This is a genomic window from Antrihabitans auranticaus (assembly GCF_016481275.1).
Lineage (GTDB): Bacteria > Actinomycetota > Actinomycetes > Mycobacteriales > Mycobacteriaceae > Antrihabitans.
Map to the genome: position 1 here is coordinate 71,492 of NZ_JAEMNW010000004.1, position 20,564 is coordinate 92,055.

Here is a 20,564-nt window from a genome sequence, read left to right on the forward strand (position 1 = left end):
GGACTCGCTAACCGCGCACGGGCACAGAGCGTTTCGCTATTTCGAACGCCAGGCACAGCTCGGCGATGTCTCGCGGACGCGTCAGCGATCTGCCTGTCTTCTCCTCGATGCGGTGCAGGCGATGCCGGACGGTGTTCGGGTGGCAGAAGATCTTGGTGGCGGTTTCGTTCGCGGAACCGCCACCTTCCACCCATGCCTCGAAGGTGTCGACCAGGATCTTGCGTTCTTCGGGTGGTAGTTCGTCGAGTTGGCCGAGAATGTTCTTCCCGATTCTGGCCATCGCATCGGGTGCACTGACCGCCGCAAGTGCCAACGGCGACTCGTCGAAGACCGACACGAACGAGCCGTTATTACCGTTGCCGGCCATACGGGCGAACCGCAGTGCCTCGCTCGTGTCCGCCAAATCGTCGAACTGCGAGCTGATACCGACGTTCGCGGTCGCGACGGATTCGAGCGTGTCGATCAGAACGCGCAGTGTTTCCGGGCGGCGCAGCGACACGATCCCGACCTGTAGGTCCGGCAGCAATCGCCACGCCGACCGGATGTCGTGCACGTCCAGCCGACTCGCGATTTCCGGCAGACCCGATCGGCCTACGCCCGGAACTTGCGCCGCAACAACGACATACGGACCTTTGGCCGGAAGCCGTAAGATATCGGCCGCCTCCCACAAGCTCTGGGTATCGGTGATCTGGTGAAAGAGCAGTGCCTCGACGAGTGCGGACCGCTCTTCCTCGCGCCCGAGAATCTTGATCGTCACCTGTTGGCGGTATGCGGCCGTCATGGCTTGGGTGAACATGTCCTGTGCAACGAGAATGTTGGACGTCGCATCGAGGATCGACTCGGCCCGAATGCCGCGCTTTCTGGCTTCGGCGAGGGTCTTCTCCCACATGAACCTGAACCCGACACGGTAGGCCGCCATCACCGCGGGCAGTGGAATGCCCGCCGCAGCTCGCTCCGATCCGGTCGCCTCGGCGACCGACACGTCCATTTCGGCATGGCCGGTCAGCGACGTGAAGACGTAGGTCATGTTCGCCGTGCAACTCGCCTGAACCTGTTCCTTGGCCACGACCGCGTTCGAACGATAGAAGTCGATGTCACGGCAGATGCGGTCGGCGAGCTCGGCGCCGAGTTCGCCTGCGCTCTCGAGCATCGCTTTACCGAGTTCGGCGATGTCGGCATCGGGTAGTCCACCCATACCGACACCTTAGGCCCGCGAGGCCTCCGATGTGAGCGCTCACACCGAGATCCCGTTCGTGTTGTTCGCGCCACCCTCGACCTTCGGCATGGTCCGGATCACCATTGAAGTAAGCGAAAAGCCGAAATCAACGGAGGTCGAAATTGTCGAATCTGAGTCTGAATCTTGTTGCATCAGCACGAAATTACCCCACCAAGACCGCACTTCGGTGTGCCGATCTGGACGTCTCTTTCACACGGTTCGATTCCGCTGCGGCACGGGTCGCAACCCTGCTCGAGCGAGCCGGTGTCGAACCCGGCGACCGGGTCGGGCTGATGTTGCCGAACACAACGGCGTTCGCTGTGGCGTTCTACGGCATCCTTCGCCGGGGCGCCGTGGCAGTGCCGATGAACCCATTGCTGAAGGCGCGGGAGATCGAGTTCTACCTCGCGAATACGGGTGCCAAAGCACTCTTCGCGACGCCGGCATTCGCCGCCGAGGCCGCTGCAGCGACGGCTGCGGTCGGCGCGATCCACTGGTCGGTCGACGACGCTGCCCTCACCGATTTGATTGCCGACCTCCCCGAACAGGGACAGCCGGTCGACCGCGCAGATACCGACACCGCCGTGGTCCTGCACACGTCGGGCACGACCGGTAAGCCGAAGGGCGCGGAGCTGACCCACGGCGGCTTGAACCGCAATCAGGAGGTGTGCGCCCGAACCCTCATCGAGGTCGGACCCGACGACGTCGTCATGGGCTGCCTCCCGCTGTTCCACGTCTTCGGCATGACGTGCGGACTCAATACCGCTGTTGCCGTCGGCGCGACCCTCACATTGATACCGCGATTCGACCCCCGAACCGCGCTCGAAGTCATCGAGCGCGACGGCGTCACCGTCTTCGAGGGTGTTCCGACGATGTACTCGGCCTTGCTCGGTGTCGGAGCCGGCGGCGCGGCAACGACGTCGCTGCGCGTGTGCGTCTCGGGCGGAGCGTCGCTACCTGTGCAGGTACTCAACGACTTCGAAAAGACCTTCGGCGCAATCATTCTCGAAGGGTACGGGCTGTCGGAGACGTCGCCGGTCGCATCGTTCAACCACCCCGGCATCGCGCGGAAGGCAGGTTCGATCGGCACCCCCATCGAGGGCGTCGAGATGCGAGTGGTCGACATGGCGGGAAACGAAGTGCCACAGGGTGAGCCGGGGGAGATTCAGATCCGCGGACACAACGTCATGAAGGGCTATTGGAATCTCCCGGATGCGACAGTGTCCGCCATCGACGCCGATGGCTGGTTCGCCAGCGGCGACGTCGGAAAAGTGGACGAGGACGGGTACTTCTACATCGTCGACCGTAAGAAGGACTTGATCATTCGCGGTGGCTTCAACGTCTATCCGCGTGAGATCGAAGAGGTTCTGTACGAGCATCCCGCCGTCGCCGAAGCCGCCGTGATCGGACTCCCGCACGATTCGCTCGGCGAAGATATCGGCGCAGCCATCGTCGGAAAGCAAGGCGCCACAGTCGATATCGACGAACTGCGCGATTTCGTCAAAGCCCGCGTCGCGGCCTACAAGTACCCGCGCCACATCTGGCTGGTCGACGGTCTGCCCAAGGGGCCCACCGGCAAGATCCTGCGTCGCGAAATAACAGTCCCCACAATCGAAAGCAGCTAGCCATGACAACCACGATCAAGAGTCCTGACGAACTCGCGGCACCGCTCGATCTGTTGCTGACGAATTCGACTCGCCCATTTGTCGGCAGAATGCTTCCCAACCAGGCGTGGACGAGGTTCGGCCTGAGCCTGGCCAAGCAGCCGCGCACGGTCGCCGACCGCGGCGGAAGCCTCCTGCGCGAACTTGCGACGATCGCAGCCGGCAACTCTGACCGCGCACCTGCGAAGGGCGACAAGCGATTTGTCGATCCGGCGTGGTCGGGCAACCCGTTGCTGAAGCGGACCATGCAGGCTTACCTGTCCGCTGCCGAGACGGCCGACAAGCTGTTCGCGGATGCGAATCTCGATTGGCGCGACGCCGAGAAGATGCGCTTCGTGCTCGACAACATCATCGAAGGCCTTGCACCGACGAACAACCCGCTGATCAGCCCACTCGGGTGGAAGGCACTGATCGACACCGGCGGTCTGAGCGCGGTGCGCGGGCTCAAAGCGTTCACGCGCGACATGCTGTCGAAGCCGCGAGTGCCCGCGATGGTGGAACCTGACGCGTTCGCAGTGGGGGAGACCGTTGCGACGACCAAGGGCGCCGTCGTGTTTCAGAACCGGGTCTTCGAACTGATTCACTATGCGCCGCAGACGGAGAAGGTCCGGTCCATTCCACTGCTGATGGTGCCGCCGGTGATCAACAAGTTCTACATCATGGATATCGCGCCGGGGCGAAGCATGATCGAGTACTTCCTGCAGCAGGGCCAGCAGGTCTTCGCGATCTCCTGGCGTAATCCGCAGAAGCGGCATCGCGATTGGGGTTTCGATACCTATGGTGCCGCCATCATCGAAGCAATGGCGGCGGTGCGCACGATCAGCGGGGCAGACAGCACCCACCTGCTCGCTACCTGTTCCGGCGGAATCCTCGCGTCGATGGTTGCGGCCCATCTCTCCGAGATCGGCGAGGGCGACCGGATTGCCGGCCTCACCCTAGCGGTGACGGTGCTCGACCAGACGAAGGCCGGATTCGCCTCTGCCGCTATGAGCGAGCGAGCCGCGGAGGCCGCAATCAAGTCGTCGGCGTCGAAGGGTTATCTCGACGGGCGGGCAATGGCAGAGATGTTCGCCTGGCTCCGGCCGACGGACCTCGTGTGGCGGTACTGGGTCAACAACTACGTCCAGGGCCGGTCGCCGGCGGCCTTCGACGTCCTCTACTGGAACGCCGACACGACGCGTATGGCGGCGGCCTTGCACAAGGACCTCGTGCTGATGGGTATGGAAAACGCCCTCACCACGCCTGGCGCAGTGAGCATGCTCGGTACTCCGGTCGACCTTTCGAAGGTCACCGCGGATTCCTACGTCATCGGCGGCATCGCTGACCACATCTGCCCGTGGCAGTCCACCTACCGCAGTGCACGTTTGCTCGGCCGCAAGGACAACCGCTTCGTGCTCTCGTCCAGCGGACATATCGCGTCCCTGGTCAATCCGCCTGGCAACCCGCGGGCCTCGTTCCGGATCGCTCCGGTCGACAAGGACACTCCGGAGGAGTGGCTCGAATCCGCCGAGAGGGCCAAGGACTCGTGGTGGCCCAACTACGTCGAATGGCTCGGTGAGCGCAGTGGCCCCGAGGTCGACGCGCCCCAGACCCTCGGCGGCTCCGGTCTTCCCCCGCTGGCACCGGCACCCGGCACCTACGTCCATCACAAGTGATTCGAGGAAACGACATGACAACCCACCTCGCTCATCCGACCGGTCTGCTCGAACTCACCGGAAAGACCGTTGGCACCACCGAGTGGCACGAGGTCACCCAAGACCAGGTGAATCGATTCGCCGATGCAACCGGCGATCACCAGTGGATCCACACCGACCCCGAGCGCGCGGCCGCCGGACCGTTCGGCGGAACGATTGCCCACGGCTACCTGACGCTGTCCCTCGCGCCGCAGATACTGGAAGAGGTCTTGACGGTGGACAACGTGACCGCCGCATTGAACTACGGCCTCGACAGGGTCCGCTTCCCGGCACCGGTGCCCGTGGGCTCCAAGCTGCGTGCCACGGTGAACGTCACGTCGGCGCAGCAGAAACCCGCAGGTATCGAGGTCGTGTTCGGCATGACGTACGAGGTCGACGGCGGCTCACGTCCGGCATGCATTGCCGATGTCGTGGTGCTGTACCGGTGAGCGACTACGACGAGCGCTACCTCGCGGTCGCCGGGCAGCGCATCCGGGTCAGCGTCCGCCGCGGGACCGGTATCCCGCTCGTCCTGTGCAACGGCATCGGTGCGAGCCTCGAGGTCCTCGAGCCGCTGGTCGCAGCGGTCGATCCGGAGACCACGGTCATTCGCTTCGACGTCCCGGGTACCGGCGGTTCGCCTACCTCGGTTCTGCCGTACGGGTTTCCCTACCTTGCGTGGATGCTCGGTCGAGCGCTGTCGCAGCTCGGTTATGGCGTGGTCGATGTGCTCGGGCTGTCGTGGGGCGGTGCGCTGGCCCAGCAGTTCGCGTTCCAGAACCCCCGCCGCTGCCGCCGTCTGGTTCTCGTTGCGACCGGGACCGGCGCCGTGATGGTCCCCGGGCATCCGCGGGTGCTGGGAAAGATGCTGACGCCACGGCGCTTTCGCGATCCGAATTATGCGGCGTCGATCGCCGGCGAACTGTACGGCGGAAAGGTCCGTGAGCACGGCGACGACGTGGCTCGAATCTTCCTCGCTCAGCTCCACGCCGGGTCTAAGGTCGGCTATATCCACCAATTACTCGCGGGCTCGGTCTGGACCAGTCTCCCCGCGCTGCCAATGATCCGGCAGCAGACCCTCATCGTCGCCGGCACCGATGATCCGATCATTCCAGTTGTCAACGCGCGCATCATGAACCGGCTGTTGCCGCATTCGCGTTTGCACCTGCACTCGGGCGGGCATATCGATCTTGTGACGAATGCCCCCGAACTAGCCCCGGTAATCGTCTCGTTTCTTCGAAATCCAGGAGTAAGTCCATGAGTACCGCACCCGATATCGACACGTCGGACTTCTATTCGTTCGAACACCTTCTTTCCGAGGACGACCGGACGTACCTGCATTCGGTACGCGACTGGATGACGGCCGACGTCGCACCCATCGTCAACTCGCACTGGGAAGCCGCGACGTTCCCGTTCGAGGTGATCCCCGGTTTCGCCGAACTCGGCCTGGGTGGGGTGCCGTACAAGGGCTACGGCTGCCGCGGTAGCAGTTTTCTGCTCGACGGCATGATCGCGATGGAGCTCGCCCGAACCGACTCGTCGATCGCAACCTTCAACGGCGTGCACGGCGGTCTGGCGATGGGTTCGATCTACCTGTGCGGGTCCGACGAGCAGCGCGAACGGTTTCTGCCCGAGATGGCGCGCTACGAGAAGATCGGCGCCTTCGGGCTCACCGAACCGGATGTCGGATCGGGTGTTTCAGGTGGGCTGACGACGACCGCCGAGCGTCGCGGCGACACGTGGATTCTGAACGGTCAGAAGAAGTGGATCGGAAATGCGACCTTCAGCGACCTGACGATCATCTGGGCGAAGGATGTCGCGGATGGTCAAGTCAAAGGCTTTGTCGTGGAGAACAGTTCGCCAGGGTTCACCGCAGAGAAGCAGTCCCACAAGATCGCACTGCGGATCGTCCAGAACGCCCTCATCACGCTCGAGAACGTGGAGGTGCCGGAAGAGGACAGGCTGCAGAACGCAAACTCGTTCAAGGACACTGCGGAGGTGCTGCGTGTGACGCGCGCCGGTGTGGCGTGGATGGCGATCGGCTGTGCGCGGGGTGCCTATGAAAACGCGCTGCGGTATGCCTGCGAGCGTGAACAATTCGGGCGGCCGATCGGGAGTTTCCAACTCGTGCAAGACCTGCTCGTTCGCATGCTGGGCAACATCACCTCCTCGTTGGCGTTGTGCGCCCGCCTGTCCGCGCTGCAGGACGAGGGACATGCCGAGGATCGGCATTCGTCGCTCGCCAAGGCCTTCTGCACGGTTCGCATGCGCGAGACTGTCGGCTGGGCAAGGGAATTGATGGGCGGCAACGGAATTCTCCTGGAACACAACGTCGGCCGCTTCGTCGCCGATGCCGAGGCGATCTACTCCTACGAGGGCACGCGGGAAGTGAACACCCTCATCGTCGGTCGATCCCTGACCGGTCGGGGCGCGTTCGTGTGAGGGTCGGTTGGTGTTGCGTAATGCAGTGAATGCCACCACCTCTGGCGAAGATGTCCCGGGCAGGGACGGTGACGACCGTCCTTCCGGGATACGCTTCCGCCAGAATCTGCTGTGCCACAGAGTCGTTCGGATCGTCGAAGCTGCACGCGATCACGCCGCCGTTGACGACGAGATGATTGATGTAGCTGTAGTCGACCCAGCCCTCCTCGTCCTCCAGGGCCTTGGGTGCCGGCACTTCCACGATTTGGAAGAGCCGCCCGTCCGCATCGCGACTGTTGCGCAGGACGTCGATGATTTCGGCACTGACCTCGTAGTCCGGATGCGACGAGTCCTGTTGGCTGTGCACCAGAACGACACCGGGGGACGGAATCGCGGCGACGATATCGACGTGGCCCTTCGTCCCGAACTTCGCCGAGTCCCTGGTCAGCCCACGCGGTAACCAGACGGCGTGCGTTGCGCCGATCGTGCGCTCCAGTTCGGCTTCGACCTCGGCCTTGCCGAACGTGGGGTTACGCAGCGGATCGAGTTGCACAGTCTCGGTGACCAATACGGTTCCGCGACCGTCGACCTGGATGCCGCCGCCCTCGTTGACGAGGGCTGACGGAACGTGGTCCGCGCCGGACCGCGTCGATACCGCCCTGCCGATCTCTTGGTCGTTGCCCCACTGCGCCCACTCTTGCTGGCCCCAACCGTTGAAAACCCAGTCGACGGCGCCGAGTCGGCCGTCCTCGCCGAGCACGAAGGTCGGCCCGATGTCGCGCATCCAGGCGTCGTCGAGGCGCGCCTCGACGAGGTCGATGTGTACTCCGAGATACTTCCGGGCGGCCTCGCGATCGGCAGGATCGACGACCATCGTGACCGGTTCGAAGTCGGCGACCGCATGCGCGACCCCACTCCACGCAGTGCGGGCCTCGTGCGCGCTCGCGTCGTCGGCCGTCATCGACGCACCGGCCGGAGGGAAGGCCATCCAGACCCGGTCCTGCGGCTCGGTCTCGCTGGGCATCCGCCAGTTCACGACGACACCATCACCGGTGCGGGGCGGCCGAACGGATGTTCGTGATCGACGGGTTCCGTGAGCCGGCCGTAGGTGTCCGGGCGGCGCGTCGTCAGGAACGGGAACAGCGCGAGCCAGTCTTTTCGCTGGTCGAGATCGAGGTCGGCAACCAAGACGGCTTCTTCGTCACGAGACGCCGAGACCAGCACGCGACCATACGGATCGGAGATGAACGAGGATCCGTAGAAGTGCACGCTGCCCTCGTCGCCACAGCGGTTCGGCACGATCATGAACGTCGCGTTGGTGATGCCGTTGCCGACGATCACGTGCTGCCAGATGGGCTGCGTGTCGAAGTCGGGGAAGCTCGGCTCCGAGCCGATTGCTGTGGGGTAGACCAAGATCTCGGCACCACCGAGTGAGTACGCACGCGCGGCCTCGGGGAACCACTCGTCCCAGCAGGTCGGCAATCCGATTGCGGCGCCGTTCAATTCGGCGGGAGCGTAGACGGGATACGCGTCCTCGGCGGGTCCGCCGCGGAAGTAGGTGTCCTCGTAGTAGCCCACGCTGACGGGGATGTGCAGTTTCCGGGTCCGCGCGATGAGCTCACCTTCCGGTGACACCAGAATGGCGGTGTTGAAGCCAAGGCCGTCGGGTCCGTCGGCGCGCTCGTAGAGGGATGCGTGCACGCAGATATCGTGTGCGCGTGCGGCATTAGCGGCGAAGGTGAACGTCGGTCCGGTGGTGAGGTCCTCCGCGTTGTCGCCGGGAGTGCCAGTTGCGCGCGTGTCTCCGGGGTACCGGGACAACGTGAGCTCGGGCAGGAACACGACCTTCGCGCCGAGTTCAGCGGCCGTCCCGATCGCGTCGGTCAGTTTGGTGCGCAACGCATCCGGGTCGGATGTCCACGCGTGCTGGACGAGTCCGACGCGGAGGGGTTCGCGGGTAGTTGCTGCGGCTCGGGCAGGTGACGGGGGAGGTGTGAGTGCGGTGGTGATGTTCATGTCGGATCCTTTGGGGTGGTTAGGTCTCGGTGCCGGGGAACAGCGCGTCGATCGCCGCAAGGACGAACGATCGCGCTTCCGCGGTGGATACTTCGTGACAGAGCCAGCGGCCGGAGAGGCCTTCGACGAGAGCAGTCATGATGACCGCTGTGCTGTGGGGATCGATCCCCGTCGCGATCGATCCTTCGAGTTGGGCCTGTGAGATCGCCTCGGCGATATCGGCAACCCATGCGGCGGTCGTGCGGGCAAGGGGTTCGCGGAGGGCGACTTCGTACACGGCCGATGCTCGTAATTCGTTCCAGGCCAATGAGTTCTCGACGACGTCGGGACGCTCCTGGATCTCGCCGAGCAGTGCGTGCGCCAGCCTGGCGCGGGCCGAATCGGCCGACTCGTCACCTTCGGTTCGATAGGCACGCGCGCGGTCGTTGATGTATTTCAGTGCCGCGTCGAGAAGACCTTCGCGATCTTTGAAGTGGTAGTACAACAGTCCGGGCGAGACGCTTGCGACCTCGGCGACGTCGTTGACCCGAAGTCCGCGAATTCCCCGCTCGGCAATGGCTTTCGCACTTGCTCGTAGAATCGCGTCACGCTTCTCGCTCATCGGAGTGCACTCCTCTTTCGTCAGTCGGTTTCGGTTACATGCTCGGGCCGCACTCGCAACGCGATCAGGTAGCCGACCACCGCGATGGCGGCCGATCCCACAAGACTCACATCGATGCCGCCGGCGAGGTCGGCAAACGGACCCGAATAGAGCGACGTGTCGACCGAGAGAATGCCGAACAGCGATCCGGCGATCCAGGGGATGACGGCGCGCAGGTTCCAGCCGCCGGTGAACCAGTACTTGCCGCCGCGGCGCCCCTGGTTGAAGACCTGGAGGTCGGCGGGGTCGTATTTGCCCCGTCGTGCGACGAGGAAGCCTGCCACGTTGATCGCGACCCATGGTGCGGCAAGTCCGTTGAGCACCAGCGTCATTGCGGTGATCGAATCGACGGCGTCGACCAAGAAGACCCCGATGTACAGGAGGGCGACTGCGAGTGCCGAGGTGATGAGCGTCGTATGGACCCGGCGCAACTTGGGGATGAGCGCTTCGAGGTCGAGACCGCTGGCGTAGACGTTCAGGACGCCCTGTCCCAAGCCGCCAGCCAGCGCGATCAGCACGATCGGCAGCACGTACCAGGATGGTGCCTCGGCAACGAGGTCGGCGACGTAGGAATCGCTGAGGTTGGTGAAGGTCGACGCGGTGAAAGAACCGAATGCCGCCGTCAAGAACAGCCCGAAGAAGATGCCGGCCATTGTTGCGGCTACGACCGACCGATCGCTGAACTTGTTGCGTGAGATGCGCCGGCTGTAGTCGCCGAGCGTCGGAGCGTAGGAGAGTGGTCCGCCGACAGCGAGGACGACCGCGAGTATCCAGGTCTGCCAGAACCCGCCGAGGAGGTAATCGCCGCCTGCTGCACCAGGATCGAACTTGCCGCCGAAGGCGACGACGCCCAGCAGCAGAAGGACGCCGACAACCGGCAGCACGAACTTCTGCAGCGTGACGACAGTGCCGTGGCCGAACAGAGCGACCGCGACGATTTCGGCTGCGATGATGCCGTAACCGATCGCCAGCATCGCGTCGTTGACGGGCGTGCCCAGCAGGCGATGTGATGCCGCGATGAGCGCGTCACCGGAGGTCCACACCGCAATTGCCGCGTAGGCCAGGGCAAACAGGAGCGTGAGCCCGGACCCGACCATTCGGCCCGTGACGCCGAAGTGTGCGCCGCTGGAGACGGTGTTGTTGGTTCCGGTCCGCGGTCCGAGAAGCGACATCGGCGCGATGAGAATCGTGCCGAGCCCGATGCCGACCGCGCTGGCGGCCACCACGCTCGTCCAGCTGAGCCCGAATGTGATCGGCAACCAGCCGAACACGATCACGGAGAACGCGAGGTTGCCGCCGAAGAACACCGCAAGCATGTTCAGCGGCCGCGAGTCGCGCTCGGACTCGGGGATGTACTCCACGCCGATGGCTTCGATCTGGCCGAAGCGGTCGGCCGCCGGATCGGGCATCCGCACTTCCGGTGGTTGGGGGTCGGTGATCACAGTGAACCTCATTTGCTTTCCGTGGAGGTGACTGCCGTCACATCCGTTGGTTGAAATGTAGACCTAACTGAAAATTCAGTCAAGCTGTTCCCGCCGACTGTGCACCTGCTGCTGCATCGCCCGAGATCGGGCGACAGCAGGTGCACAGTCGGCGGGGTCGAGGTGAGTCAGGCGAACGCCCGCCGACGGATCAGCGTTGTCGCCGCACCGCCGATCACGACGATTTCGGCGACGATTCCTACCGCCATCGACACGGACATCAACCCGTCGAGGTCGATGGCCGGTTGCGACGGTCCCGCGGCGTGGTGGTGGCCGCGGGACTCGGTGGGACGGGGAAGGGCCATCAGTCCTGCGTGGAGCGCGATCATGCCGAAACCGCCCGCCGCGGCGAGCGACCACGTCCGTGGGGTTCCGAATTTCCACAGGTGAACCGCGCAGTGCAGACACCACGCGGACATTGCGCCGAGCAGAACCGCTGTGGCGGTGGATGTTCCGAGGTGCAGGACGGCGAGGACGAGATGTGATCCGGCTCCGAGCATCATCAGAAAGGCTGCGCCTGTGCGCGGTTGGAGAGTCCAGGGACTCGCTAACCGCGCACGGGCACCGGGGGCGCCTAACACGGCTGGTGCTGCGTGATGCAGTGGATCCCACCGCCGCGGGCAAACAATGGTCGCGCGTCCACTGTGACGACCGTGCGACCGGCATAGGCGTCGGCAAGGATGCCGGCGGCAACGGAGTCGTTGGGGTCGTCGTAACTGCACGCGATCACGCCGTTGTTGACGACGAGGTGATTGATGTAGCTGTAGTCGACGTAACCTTCGTCGTCGCGAATTGTCTTGGGCGCGGGCACTTTCACGACGTCGAAGTGCTCGCCGAGCAGATCGGCGAAGACTTTGCAGCGAGCGAAGTCCGGATGTTCCGGATCCTGCTGGTCGTGTACGAGGACGACGCCGGGCGCTGCGAATCCCGCGACGATATCGACGTGGCCACGGGTGCCGAACTCGTCCTCGTCGCGATGCAGGCCGTAGGACAACCAGATTGCGTTCGTTGCGCCGATCGTGCGCGCAAGCTCAGCTTCGACGTCGGCCTTGGTGAGGTTGGGATTGCGTCCGGCATCCAGCTGCACCGTTTCTGTCACCAGCACGGTGCCCTGACCGTCGACCTGAATGCCGCCGCCCTCGTTGACCATCGGCGACGAAATCAGTTCGGCCCCGGCAAGTTCGGCAACGAGTGCGCCGATCTTCGAATCCCGGTCCCACTGTGCCCACTCCTGCGCTCCCCAGCCGTTGAAGACCCAGTCGACGGCGCCCAGCTTACCGTTCTCATCGAGGACGAAGGTCGGCCCGATGTCACGCATCCAGGCGTCGTTCAGCGGAGCTTCGACAGTCTCGATGATGCTCGACAGGTACTTCTTCGCCGCCGCGGTTTCCTCCGGATCGACGACGACGGTCACCGGCTCGAACTCGGCAATCGCGTGTGCGACGGCGGCCCAGGTGCTGCGAGCTTCGTGATGCTCTTCGGCGGTGTCGCCGAGGGAGTAACCGGCAGAGGGAAATGCCATCCACGTCCGGACCTGCGGTTCGCCCTCGGCGGGCATGCGCCAGGTCATGACTGCCGTCCGATCGGCTTCGAGGTGGCGACGGGTGCGGTCAGATCGCCGTACGTATCGGGACGTCGCGTCATCAGGAACGGGAAGAGGGTGAGCCAGTCTTCGCGCTGCGCGAGGTCGAGATCGGCGACCAGAACGGCAGACTCGTCACGCGGAGCCTGAACCAGGATGCGCCCGTACGGATCCGAGATGAACGACGATCCGTAGAACGTGATGAGACCTTCGCTGCCGTGCCTGTTGGGCGCGATCATGAACGTGCCGTTGGCAATTCCGTTGCCGACGATGACGCTCTGCCACAGCGGCTGGCTGTCGAACTCCGGATGGTCGGGCTCGGAACCGATCGCTGTCGGGTACACGATGATTTCGGCGCCTCCCAGCGAGTACATCCGGGCGACCTCGGGAAACCACTCGTCCCAACACGTCGGCATCGCGATCCGGGCACCGTCCAGAGCTTCGGGTGTGTGCACGGGGTAGGAGTCCTCTGCGGGCCCGGGCCGGAAGTAGGTGTCCTCGTGGTAGCCGGCCGTGACTGGAATGTGCAGTTTGCGGGTGCGCGCCAACAGTTCTCGCTCCGGTGACACGAGGATTGCCGTGTTGTAGCCGAGGCCGTCCTCCGCCTCGGCCTTCTCGTACAGCGACGCGTGGACGAGCACGTTGTGCTGCTCGGCCGCGTCGGCGGCGAAGGTGAAGGTGGGGCCGGTCAGGAGGTCTTCGGCGAGTGCGCCGGGGTTCTCGCCCGCGCGGACGTCGGCGGGATAGCGCATCAGCGTGATCTCCGAAAGGAACACGACCTGTGCGCCGAGCGCGGCGGCCTGGCCGATCGCGTCCGTCAACTCCTTCTGCAGGAGTGCGGCGTCGTCATGCCAGAGATGCTGAACGACGCCTACGCGCAACGGCACTCGATCGGTATCGGTCACGCGGGTGAGAGATACGGGCGGAGTGAGTGCGGTGATGGTCTGCATTGTGCTTCCTTGTGGGGATCCGATGGGCTAAAACGAATCTGATTCGTTAAGTATGGTGTGCGAGAGCTCACAAATCAAGAGGTAAGGAAAAATCGATGCCGCGTCCTTCGCAGCCGATCCTGTCGACGGCGATCATCACGACTGCCGCGCTGCGGGCAGTCGATGCTGCCGGTGATTTCACGATGCCAGGCATCGCGGAAAAGCTGGGCGTTCGGCCGTCGTCGCTGTACAACCACGTCAGCGGCCGGGCGGAGATCATCGAGCTGATGCGTGGTCACGTCATGGCCGAAGTCTCGGTGCCGGGGGAGCGCGACGAGCGGTGGAGCGAGACCGTGACGAGGCTCGCTCGGGAGTACCGGCGCAGTTATGCGAAACATCCGCGCTTGATCCCGTTGCTCACGTCGCAAACCGTTCGCACCGGGGTCGCTTTCGCGATGTACAACGCGCTCGCGCAAGCCTTTTCGGACGGCGGATTCACGCCGGCGGACGTTCTGGCAGCGATCACGACACTGGACAGCTTCGTGCTCGGCTCGGCCCTGGATCTTGCTGCGCCCGAGGAAGTCTGGGCGCAGGTCGACGAGGCGAACGACGCGATGCGGGCCGCACTGGCAACGTCGGTCCCCAACCCGGCCCGCGCCGACACCGCCTTCGAATTCGGGTTGCAAACCCTCGTCGCAGGGTGGTTGACGCAGGCGCAGTGATTACGCCCGGCGCGGGGTCTCCCACGTCGTCACTGCCCAGATGACGACGACGTCGAGCGCGATGACAACGATCGACCAGAGTGGAATTCACCTCGTTCGGCGGTGATCACGAGTAAAAGGCTCGCGGGGTCGGTGTGTCGCTGACCCATTGTTCGGTCTCGCGCCGCCCGGCCTCGCTCGCCGAACCCTTTGCTCGTGATCGCCGCGGCCGGGGCAAGGACAGCGGCGACCACGAGCCCGTCGCTAGACCGGCGTCGACGGCTTCTCGATGCGGACGTCCTGTGCGTCGGCCGGGGCGGCGTGCTGCGTGAGCGTCCGACCGAGGAAGAAGTCCGGATTGCGGAAACGCATCACGACCATCAGGACTGCGCCGAGCAGCAGGATTCCGAAGCCCATGTAGAACACGAGCCCGATACCACCGATAGCTGCACCGCTGGCGTTCTCCGGGTCCATGCTCTCGTGGACCGAGATCACGAAGACGGTTGCCAGCATGAGACCGCCGAGCAGCGGGAAGAGGCCCTTGAACACGAAGTTGCGGACACTCGAGAACAGCTCTTTGCGGAAGTACCAGATGCAGGCGAAGGCCGTGATGCCGTAGTACCAGCAGATCATGATGCCGAGGGCAGCAATGGTGTCGAGCAGTGTGCGCTCCGACAGCAGGCTGACGACCGTGTAGAAGATCGCCGTGATGACGCCTGCCACGACCGTGGCGTAGGACGGTGCGAGGAATCGCGGACTCACAGAGGCGAGCTTCTTCGGGAATGCACCGTAGGCGCCCATCGCGAGCATCGTCCTCGCGGCGGGAAGGAACGTGGTCTGCAGACTCGCCACTGCCGATGCGAAAACGGCGAGCAACAGAACCGGACCCCACCAGCTGCCGAGCACCGGATCGGCAAGTGCACCGAAGACGTTCGACGAGTTGTCCTCGTTGCCGAGTCCCAGGCCCTCCTCGCCGATGCCCGAATACATCATCACCGCAACGGCAACGAGGAGGTAGGTGGCCAGGATCGAGACGACGCAGAGCAGACCTGCGCGGCCCGGAACCCGCGTCGGGTCCTTGCATTCCTCACCGAGGGTCAGACAGGTGTCCCAGCCCCAGAACGCAAAGATCGATCCGGTGACGCCGATTGCGAACGCGCTGATCGCCAGTCCTGTGAACGGGTTGAACCAGTCGCTGTCGAAACCGATGTCGGCCGGCGCATCGCCGGAAGCGACCTTGGTCAGCGCAACGATCGCAAAGCCGATGAGCACGACCATCTGGAACGCGACGAGGACGTACTGAACCTTTTCGCTGGTCGTGATGCCGCGCATGGAGATCCATGTTGCAATACCGATGAACGCCAACGTCGAGACGATATTGATGACGTCGTTGGTCGCCCAGTCTGCGATATCGGGGTTATCGAAAATCTCCGAGATGAACAGGTAGAAGAACTCGACGGCGATCGCTGCGAGGTTCGACAGCACGATGATCGTCGCCATCACCATGCCCCAGCCGCACATCCAGCCGACATACGGACCGAATGCCTTGGTGGACCACGTGAACGACGCCCCGGCGTCAGGCGCGCGCGAGTTGAGCTCGCGGTAGGCGTAGGCGGTGAGGAACATGGGTACGAATCCGGCGATCAGGATGGCGGGCATCTTGAGCCCGACCGCCGCGACGATAAGCCCGATGCTCGCGGTGAGCGTGTAGCCCGGTGCGACCGTCGAAATACCCAGTACGGCACCGGTTATGGTGCCGATCTTGCCGGCGGCGAGCCCTTTCGAAACCAGGCCCTCCGCTTCTTCGACCGACTTCAGTGCCTCGATCGCAGACTTATCAGTCATGATCGGTCATCTCCTCTTTCGGAACCACGACCATGGGGACCTGAAGGACGCGAAGCATCTTCGCGGCGGTCGAACCAAGGAACAGTCGGCGGGGTTGGGCGAGTCGGCTGGAGCCGACCATGATCAAGTCGCCGTCATGCCAGTCCAACTTGTTGACGGCAGCCTCGACCGTCGGACCGTGGGTGATCTCCGAAGACACCGGAAAATTCTCCGGGAGAATGGATTTGGCGACTTCGAGAGTCTCGGCCGCGTGTGCCAGCGAACGTTCCCGAATGGTATCGGGCGTGTCGTCCGGACGCCGTGTCGTGTGCAGTGGATCGAGCGCGATCAGGGACACCAGACGCAACGGGGTACCGGCGGCCTCGCTGGCGCGCACGGCCGTCCGCAACAGCACTTCGGCCCCCGGCCGGACTCCGATTGCGCAGGTGACTTCGCGGACTCGCTCGACAGCCGAGTGGCGAATTCCCCGTGGTGCCAATGCGACCGGAACCGGCGCCGAGTGCAGCAGTTCGTTCACTACGGACCCGAGTGAGTGGCTACCGATCAACCCGCCGCCGGCACCGCCGACGACGATTGCCTCGGACTCGAGTCGCAGTGCCTCGCCGATCAGGCCCTCCGCGAAGGACTCGTCGAAGACCACATGGGTTGCAACCTCGACGTCGTCGGGCACGGTCGCGGCGGCCTCGGCCAGCCACTTGCCCGCCTGCTCGGCGAGCACATCTTCGTATCCACCGGTCGGCACGAGTGCGGGCAGCACTCGGTCGGGCGGGAGGATCATACAAACGTCGAGTGCCGCGCCGAGAGTTCGGGCGAGCCGAACTCCGAGCGCGAGTGCGTCTGCGCCACCATCGGTGGCGAGATAGCCGACTACTAGCCTCATGTTGGGTCCGATCGGGTCAGTGATGGTGGTCGTGGTCGCCGGCGTCGGCATGGCACGCCTTGGGCGGGCTGGGCGCGACGTCGATGGATGGGTTGCGGTCGAAGAAGCCGACCGGTTTCAGCCAGAAGTTGACCGTGTCGACCGGCATGATCGGCCAGTCTTCGGGTCGCGTGATGTGGTGAATGCCGAAGACGTACCAGACGACGACGTCGGTGTTCTCGATCGACCTGTTGGCGGCGGTCCATTCGGGCAGGCCGTGGTCGACCTTGCTCTGGTTGACGAATTCGCCTGCGGGCCAACGTTCGTCGGGTGAGTTCGGCGTCACCCAGACGGTGTGCTCGATTGCTTTGCACCGCGCGAGGACTGGGGACTGCGGATCGAACATCGCAGGAATAGCCGCGCCGGGAACGAGCTTGTACGCAGGCGAGGTGCCGATCCCGTTCTTGGTGTTGTCGTTGACGACCTTCCACGCCCGCTGCGTTTGCCAGTTGAAGTCCTGCTTGCCTTCTTCCTCGGTCCGCAACGGAGTGTTCTTCTGCCGCAACGAAAGTCCGTACGGATTGTCCGGGCCCATGGGCTCGATCTCGGTTTCCGTCTGGTAGACGGTGTTGTCCGTGCCGTCGACGTCGAGGTCCATTCGCGCGACGAGGAAGTGCTGGTGATACGGCGCGTAGGTGCGGTTGTCGACCAAAGTGCCGTGCGGGTGCGAACCGCCCTCGGGAAAGTGGCTCACAACCATGATTCCCGTTGCGCGAACCTCACATTCGATGTTTCCATCCTGGTAGAAGCGCCAGTAGGTGAGGTATTCGTAATTCGCGACGGTGACGTGGAACGAGACCGTCAGCCGGCGCATGCGGCGAGTTTCGGCGCCCGCATGGTGGTCGACGTGCTTCCACAGGACAGCAGCGTCTTCCTCGTGAATGCAGATCGCATTCTTGATCGTGTACGGCTCGCCTTTGCTGTTGTGCAGCACGGCATCGAGGTAGCGGATCTCGCCGAGACAGTCGCAGCCCAGTTCGAGCGACGTCGTCATGAAACCTATGCCCCATTCGCCGATATCGAATGCGGTGCGGCGATAGTGGTCGTCGCAATGATCCCGGTACGGAACCATCATTTCGGCGAAGGACAGGCGGTTCGCGATCGAGCGGACGTTGCCGTTGTCGTTGTACTTCACCGCGTGCAGGGTCATGCCCTCGCGGTAGTTGAAGCCCACTCGCAGCGACCAGTTCTGCCACTCGAGCTTGTTGCCCTCGATGGTGAACGAGGGTCCGTCCGATTGGGTGATGTCCAGCGGCTTCAGAGGTTCCCGGGTGCTCGCGTTCCGGATGCGCTCGGGAACGTGCCGCGGCACATACTCGCCCATGATCTCGGGCTTGTCGACGCGGAACGTGTCCTCGATCTCGAGGAGTTCCATGGTGTTCACGTCGATGACGCAGTGGAAGCCGTTGACCGGACCGGCATACGGGTTTGCGCCGTCCGCGGCCTTGACCCACGTGTCCGACCAGCCGATTCGGCGATTCTTGTACTTCTCGGGCATCACGACGTCGCCGTAGGTCCAGGTGTCCATGAACACCATGCTCATGTCGGTGATCCCGCGTTCGGCCAGTGCCGCAATCACGTCCGGGTGATTGCGCAGGGCCTCATCGCATTCGACCCACTCGTCGACTGTGAAGTTCGCCTGTTCGCCGGGAATGTGGTCCCAGGAGACAACGGACTCCGACGTCAGCGATACCAGCGCCTTGTACGTCTTGTTCTCGGCACGCTCGAAGCACACGACGTGTGCGCGCCGGTCCGGAGCGCTGCCGTCGGCGTCGAAGGCAGCAATCTCGGCCTTCGACGGTTCGGCGAGCTCGATCGACGCGAAACGCCAGCCGGGGCCGACGCCGTGGGCACTGCCGAGGATTGCGGCAGCCTTGGTGAATTCGTCTGCAACTAGGGGATCGAGTGGGTGGAAGGTGTCGGCCACGGTTTCTTTCCTGCCAGGAGTGGATCGTCGGATAGCGAACGGTTTGCGGATCGGATCAGTCGTGCGAGCTCATGACATGTTTGATACGGGTGTAGTCCTCGACACCGTAGGCCGATAGGTCCTTCCCGTATCCGGAATACTTGAATCCGCCGTGCGGCATTTCTGCGACGAGCGGTATGTGGCAGTTGATCCACACTGCGCCGAAATCGAGTGCGCGGCTGAGTCGCTCGACAGTGCTGTGGTCCTTGGTCCAGACGCTGGACGCCAGGGCGAATCGAACGTCGTTGGCGTATTCGACGGCTTGGGCTTCGTCGGTGAACGGCTGGACCGTGAGGATCGGTCCGAACGTCTCTTCCGGGACGATGTCGTCGTGCTGCTCGACGCCGGTGATCACCGTCGGTTCGAAGAAGAAACCCTTGTCGCCCACACGGTTTCCGCCGGTGACTATCGTCGCGTGCGCGGGCAGATCGGCGACTTTCTTCGCGACCGTCGTGAAGTGGTTGACGTTGTTCAGCGGGCCGTAGAACGTGTCGGGATCGTCGGGCAGTCCTGGCTTGATTGTTGCGGCTTTCTTGACGAGGGCCTCGACCAGGTCGTCGTGGATCGACTCGTGGACGAGTACGCGCGTCGCGGCGGTGCAGTCCTGACCCGCGTTGAAGAACGCAGCTTCGGCGATGCCGCTGGCGGTCTTCTCGATATCGACGCCCTCGAAGACCACTGCCGGTGCCTTACCGCCCAGTTCGAGGTGGGCCCGCTTGAGTTGCTGGGCCGCCGAGACTGCCACCGCGATACCCGCACGCACTGAACCCGTGATCGACACCAGGCCCAACGTGGGGTGTCCGACCAGGGCTGCGCCCGTTTCGCCGTTACCGAGAACGACGTTGAACACGCCGTCGGGCAAGATGCCCTTGGTCAGGCGGGCGAGAACGAGGGTGCTCTCGGGAGTCGTGTCGCTGGGCTTGAGCACGATCGTGTTGCCGGCAGCGAGAGCGGGGCCGATCTTCCAGATCGCCATCATGAACGGGTAGTTCCATGGGGTCACCTGCCCCACAACGCCGATCGGTTCCCGGCGGACATAGGAGGTGAAGCCCTCCATGTACTCGCCGGCCGACTTGCCCTCCATAATGCGGGCGGCGCCGGCGAAGAAGCGGAGCTGATCTGCGCTGACGGAGATCTCTTCGGCCGCGATGATCGCCTTCGGCTGGCCGGTATTGCGGCACTGCGCTTCGACGAGTTCGTCGATGTTCGCTTCGATCGCGTCAGCCAGCTTCAGCAGCGCGGACTGCCGCGCGCTGGGAGTGGTCTTTCCCCAGGTCCGGAACGCGCGCTCGGCGGCCGCAACCGCGGCGTTCACATCTGCTTCGTTGGAGATCGGTGCTCGACCGACAACCGATTCGTCGACGGGATTGATCAGCTCGAGAGTCTCGGTCGCGGACGAGGCTACGAACTTCCCGTCTATGTAGTTCTCGAGCAAGGAGGGTGCAGGCACGGTCAACCGTCTTTTCGTTGTCTGGAATCTTTCTAGAGTTAGTGTGCGCTGCACCACAGAA

At 63.9% G+C, this 20,564-nt stretch carries 18 protein-coding genes and 1 pseudogene; 6 read left to right on the top strand and 13 right to left on the bottom strand.

What is annotated here, in order from left to right; genetic code table 11:
- Nucleotides 1-7 precede the first annotated feature (7 nt).
- Nucleotides 8-1,195 (bottom strand): PucR family transcriptional regulator, encoded by a 1,188-nt coding sequence (locus JGU72_RS18390; RefSeq protein ID WP_199685465.1) that lies wholly within the window; start codon nt 1,193-1,195, stop codon nt 8-10.
- Nucleotides 1,196-1,338: 143 nt separating this feature from the next.
- Between JGU72_RS18390 and JGU72_RS18395 the strand changes: the two genes are divergently transcribed.
- The 5 genes from JGU72_RS18395 to JGU72_RS18415 are packed head-to-tail and all read left to right on the top strand — an operon-like array spanning nt 1,339 to nt 6,995.
- Nucleotides 1,339-2,841, top strand: coding sequence for a long-chain-fatty-acid--CoA ligase (locus tag JGU72_RS18395; protein WP_199685466.1), 1,503 nt, complete (start codon nt 1,339-1,341; stop codon nt 2,839-2,841).
- Between the two features lie 2 nt (nt 2,842-2,843).
- Entirely contained in the window at nt 2,844-4,535 is a 1,692-nt protein-coding gene (locus tag JGU72_RS18400; protein ID WP_199685467.1) for a PHA/PHB synthase family protein, read from the top strand.
- A 14-nt stretch (nt 4,536-4,549) separates the two neighbouring features.
- A complete protein-coding gene (locus JGU72_RS18405; RefSeq protein WP_199685468.1) occupies nt 4,550-5,002 on the top strand; it encodes a MaoC family dehydratase in 453 nt (150 codons plus the stop codon).
- Nucleotides 4,969-5,814 carry a poly(3-hydroxyalkanoate) depolymerase gene (phaZ, locus tag JGU72_RS18410; RefSeq protein WP_199685469.1) on the top strand — a complete coding sequence of 282 codons (846 nt, stop codon included), beginning with the start codon at nt 4,969-4,971 and terminating at the stop codon, nt 5,812-5,814. Before JGU72_RS18405 ends, phaZ begins: the two co-directional genes overlap by 34 nt.
- Nucleotides 5,811-6,995, top strand: a complete 1,185-nt coding sequence (locus tag JGU72_RS18415) for an acyl-CoA dehydrogenase family protein (RefSeq protein WP_199685470.1) — start codon at nt 5,811-5,813, stop codon at nt 6,993-6,995. Before phaZ ends, JGU72_RS18415 begins: the two co-directional genes overlap by 4 nt.
- Here the strand turns inward: JGU72_RS18415 and JGU72_RS18420 are convergent.
- The 7 genes from JGU72_RS18420 to JGU72_RS18450 form a co-directional block, all read right to left on the bottom strand.
- Nucleotides 6,952-8,010 (bottom strand): agmatine deiminase family protein, encoded by a 1,059-nt coding sequence (locus JGU72_RS18420; protein WP_199685471.1) that lies wholly within the window; start codon nt 8,008-8,010, stop codon nt 6,952-6,954. The genes JGU72_RS18415 and JGU72_RS18420 overlap by 44 nt on opposite strands.
- Nucleotides 8,007-8,990: a nitrilase-related carbon-nitrogen hydrolase gene (locus JGU72_RS18425; RefSeq protein WP_199685472.1), complete on the bottom strand. Its 984-nt coding sequence runs from the start codon at nt 8,988-8,990 to the stop codon at nt 8,007-8,009. Before JGU72_RS18425 ends, JGU72_RS18420 begins: the two co-directional genes overlap by 4 nt.
- Before the next feature lie 19 nt (nt 8,991-9,009).
- A complete protein-coding gene (locus JGU72_RS18430; RefSeq protein WP_199685473.1) occupies nt 9,010-9,591 on the bottom strand; it encodes a TetR/AcrR family transcriptional regulator in 582 nt (193 codons plus the stop codon).
- A gap of 20 nt (nt 9,592-9,611) precedes the next feature.
- Complete coding sequence (locus JGU72_RS18435; protein WP_233532686.1) at nt 9,612-11,084, bottom strand: purine-cytosine permease family protein; 1,473 nt, start codon at nt 11,082-11,084, stop codon at nt 9,612-9,614.
- A 155-nt stretch (nt 11,085-11,239) separates the two neighbouring features.
- Nucleotides 11,240-11,614 (bottom strand): hypothetical protein, encoded by a 375-nt coding sequence (locus JGU72_RS18440; RefSeq protein ID WP_199685474.1) that lies wholly within the window; start codon nt 11,612-11,614, stop codon nt 11,240-11,242.
- A gap of 71 nt (nt 11,615-11,685) precedes the next feature.
- A complete protein-coding gene (locus JGU72_RS18445; protein ID WP_199685475.1) occupies nt 11,686-12,681 on the bottom strand; it encodes an agmatine deiminase family protein in 996 nt (331 codons plus the stop codon).
- Nucleotides 12,678-13,643, bottom strand: a complete 966-nt coding sequence (locus JGU72_RS18450; RefSeq protein ID WP_199685476.1) for a nitrilase-related carbon-nitrogen hydrolase — start codon at nt 13,641-13,643, stop codon at nt 12,678-12,680. The genes JGU72_RS18445 and JGU72_RS18450 overlap by 4 nt, the downstream gene beginning before the upstream one ends.
- A gap of 95 nt (nt 13,644-13,738) precedes the next feature.
- Between JGU72_RS18450 and JGU72_RS18455 the strand changes: the two genes are divergently transcribed.
- On the top strand, nt 13,739-14,344 hold the full coding sequence (locus JGU72_RS18455; protein ID WP_199685477.1) for a TetR/AcrR family transcriptional regulator C-terminal domain-containing protein: 606 nt from the start codon (nt 13,739-13,741) through the stop codon (nt 14,342-14,344).
- Here JGU72_RS18455 and JGU72_RS31495 read toward each other — a convergent pair.
- The 5 genes and pseudogenes from JGU72_RS31495 to JGU72_RS18475 all read right to left on the bottom strand — a co-directional run.
- Nucleotides 14,345-14,428, bottom strand: a pseudogene (locus JGU72_RS31495) (DUF7144 family membrane protein); the annotation flags it as partial. It lies immediately after the preceding gene.
- Between the two features lie 159 nt (nt 14,429-14,587).
- Nucleotides 14,588-16,168, bottom strand: coding sequence for an APC family permease (locus JGU72_RS18460; protein ID WP_199685478.1), 1,581 nt, complete (start codon nt 16,166-16,168; stop codon nt 14,588-14,590).
- Nucleotides 16,161-17,048, bottom strand: a complete 888-nt coding sequence (locus JGU72_RS18465; protein ID WP_199685479.1) for a universal stress protein — start codon at nt 17,046-17,048, stop codon at nt 16,161-16,163. The genes JGU72_RS18460 and JGU72_RS18465 overlap by 8 nt, the downstream gene beginning before the upstream one ends.
- Before the next feature lie 16 nt (nt 17,049-17,064).
- Entirely contained in the window at nt 17,065-19,014 is a 1,950-nt protein-coding gene (locus JGU72_RS18470) for a primary-amine oxidase (RefSeq protein ID WP_199685480.1), read from the bottom strand.
- Nucleotides 19,015-19,069: 55 nt separating this feature from the next.
- Nucleotides 19,070-20,503 (bottom strand): gamma-aminobutyraldehyde dehydrogenase, encoded by a 1,434-nt coding sequence (locus JGU72_RS18475; protein ID WP_374101128.1) that lies wholly within the window; start codon nt 20,501-20,503, stop codon nt 19,070-19,072.
- Nucleotides 20,504-20,564: the final 61 nt, after the last annotated feature.

Bases quoted from the DNA above. Each gene is read 5' to 3' on its own strand.
- JGU72_RS18450 (WP_199685476.1), bottom strand. From the start codon at position 13,643: ATGCAGACCATCACCGCACTCACTCCGCCCGTATCTCTCACCCGCGTG.
- JGU72_RS18415 (WP_199685470.1), top strand. From the start codon at position 5,811: ATGAGTACCGCACCCGATATCGACACGTCGGACTTCTATTCGTTCGAA.
- JGU72_RS18455 (WP_199685477.1), top strand. From the start codon at position 13,739: ATGCCGCGTCCTTCGCAGCCGATCCTGTCGACGGCGATCATCACGACT.
- JGU72_RS18405 (WP_199685468.1), top strand. From the start codon at position 4,550: ATGACAACCCACCTCGCTCATCCGACCGGTCTGCTCGAACTCACCGGA.
- JGU72_RS18425 (WP_199685472.1), bottom strand. From the start codon at position 8,990: ATGAACATCACCACCGCACTCACACCTCCCCCGTCACCTGCCCGAGCC.
- JGU72_RS18460 (WP_199685478.1), bottom strand. From the start codon at position 16,168: ATGACTGATAAGTCTGCGATCGAGGCACTGAAGTCGGTCGAAGAAGCG.
- phaZ (WP_199685469.1), top strand. From the start codon at position 4,969: ATGCATTGCCGATGTCGTGGTGCTGTACCGGTGAGCGACTACGACGAG.
- JGU72_RS18400 (WP_199685467.1), top strand. From the start codon at position 2,844: ATGACAACCACGATCAAGAGTCCTGACGAACTCGCGGCACCGCTCGAT.
- JGU72_RS18430 (WP_199685473.1), bottom strand. From the start codon at position 9,591: ATGAGCGAGAAGCGTGACGCGATTCTACGAGCAAGTGCGAAAGCCATT.
- JGU72_RS18440 (WP_199685474.1), bottom strand. From the start codon at position 11,614: ATGATGCTCGGAGCCGGATCACATCTCGTCCTCGCCGTCCTGCACCTC.
- JGU72_RS18390 (WP_199685465.1), bottom strand. From the start codon at position 1,195: ATGGGTGGACTACCCGATGCCGACATCGCCGAACTCGGTAAAGCGATG.
- JGU72_RS18465 (WP_199685479.1), bottom strand. From the start codon at position 17,048: ATGAGGCTAGTAGTCGGCTATCTCGCCACCGATGGTGGCGCAGACGCA.
- JGU72_RS18435 (WP_233532686.1), bottom strand. From the start codon at position 11,084: ATGAGGTTCACTGTGATCACCGACCCCCAACCACCGGAAGTGCGGATG.
- JGU72_RS18445 (WP_199685475.1), bottom strand. From the start codon at position 12,681: ATGACCTGGCGCATGCCCGCCGAGGGCGAACCGCAGGTCCGGACGTGG.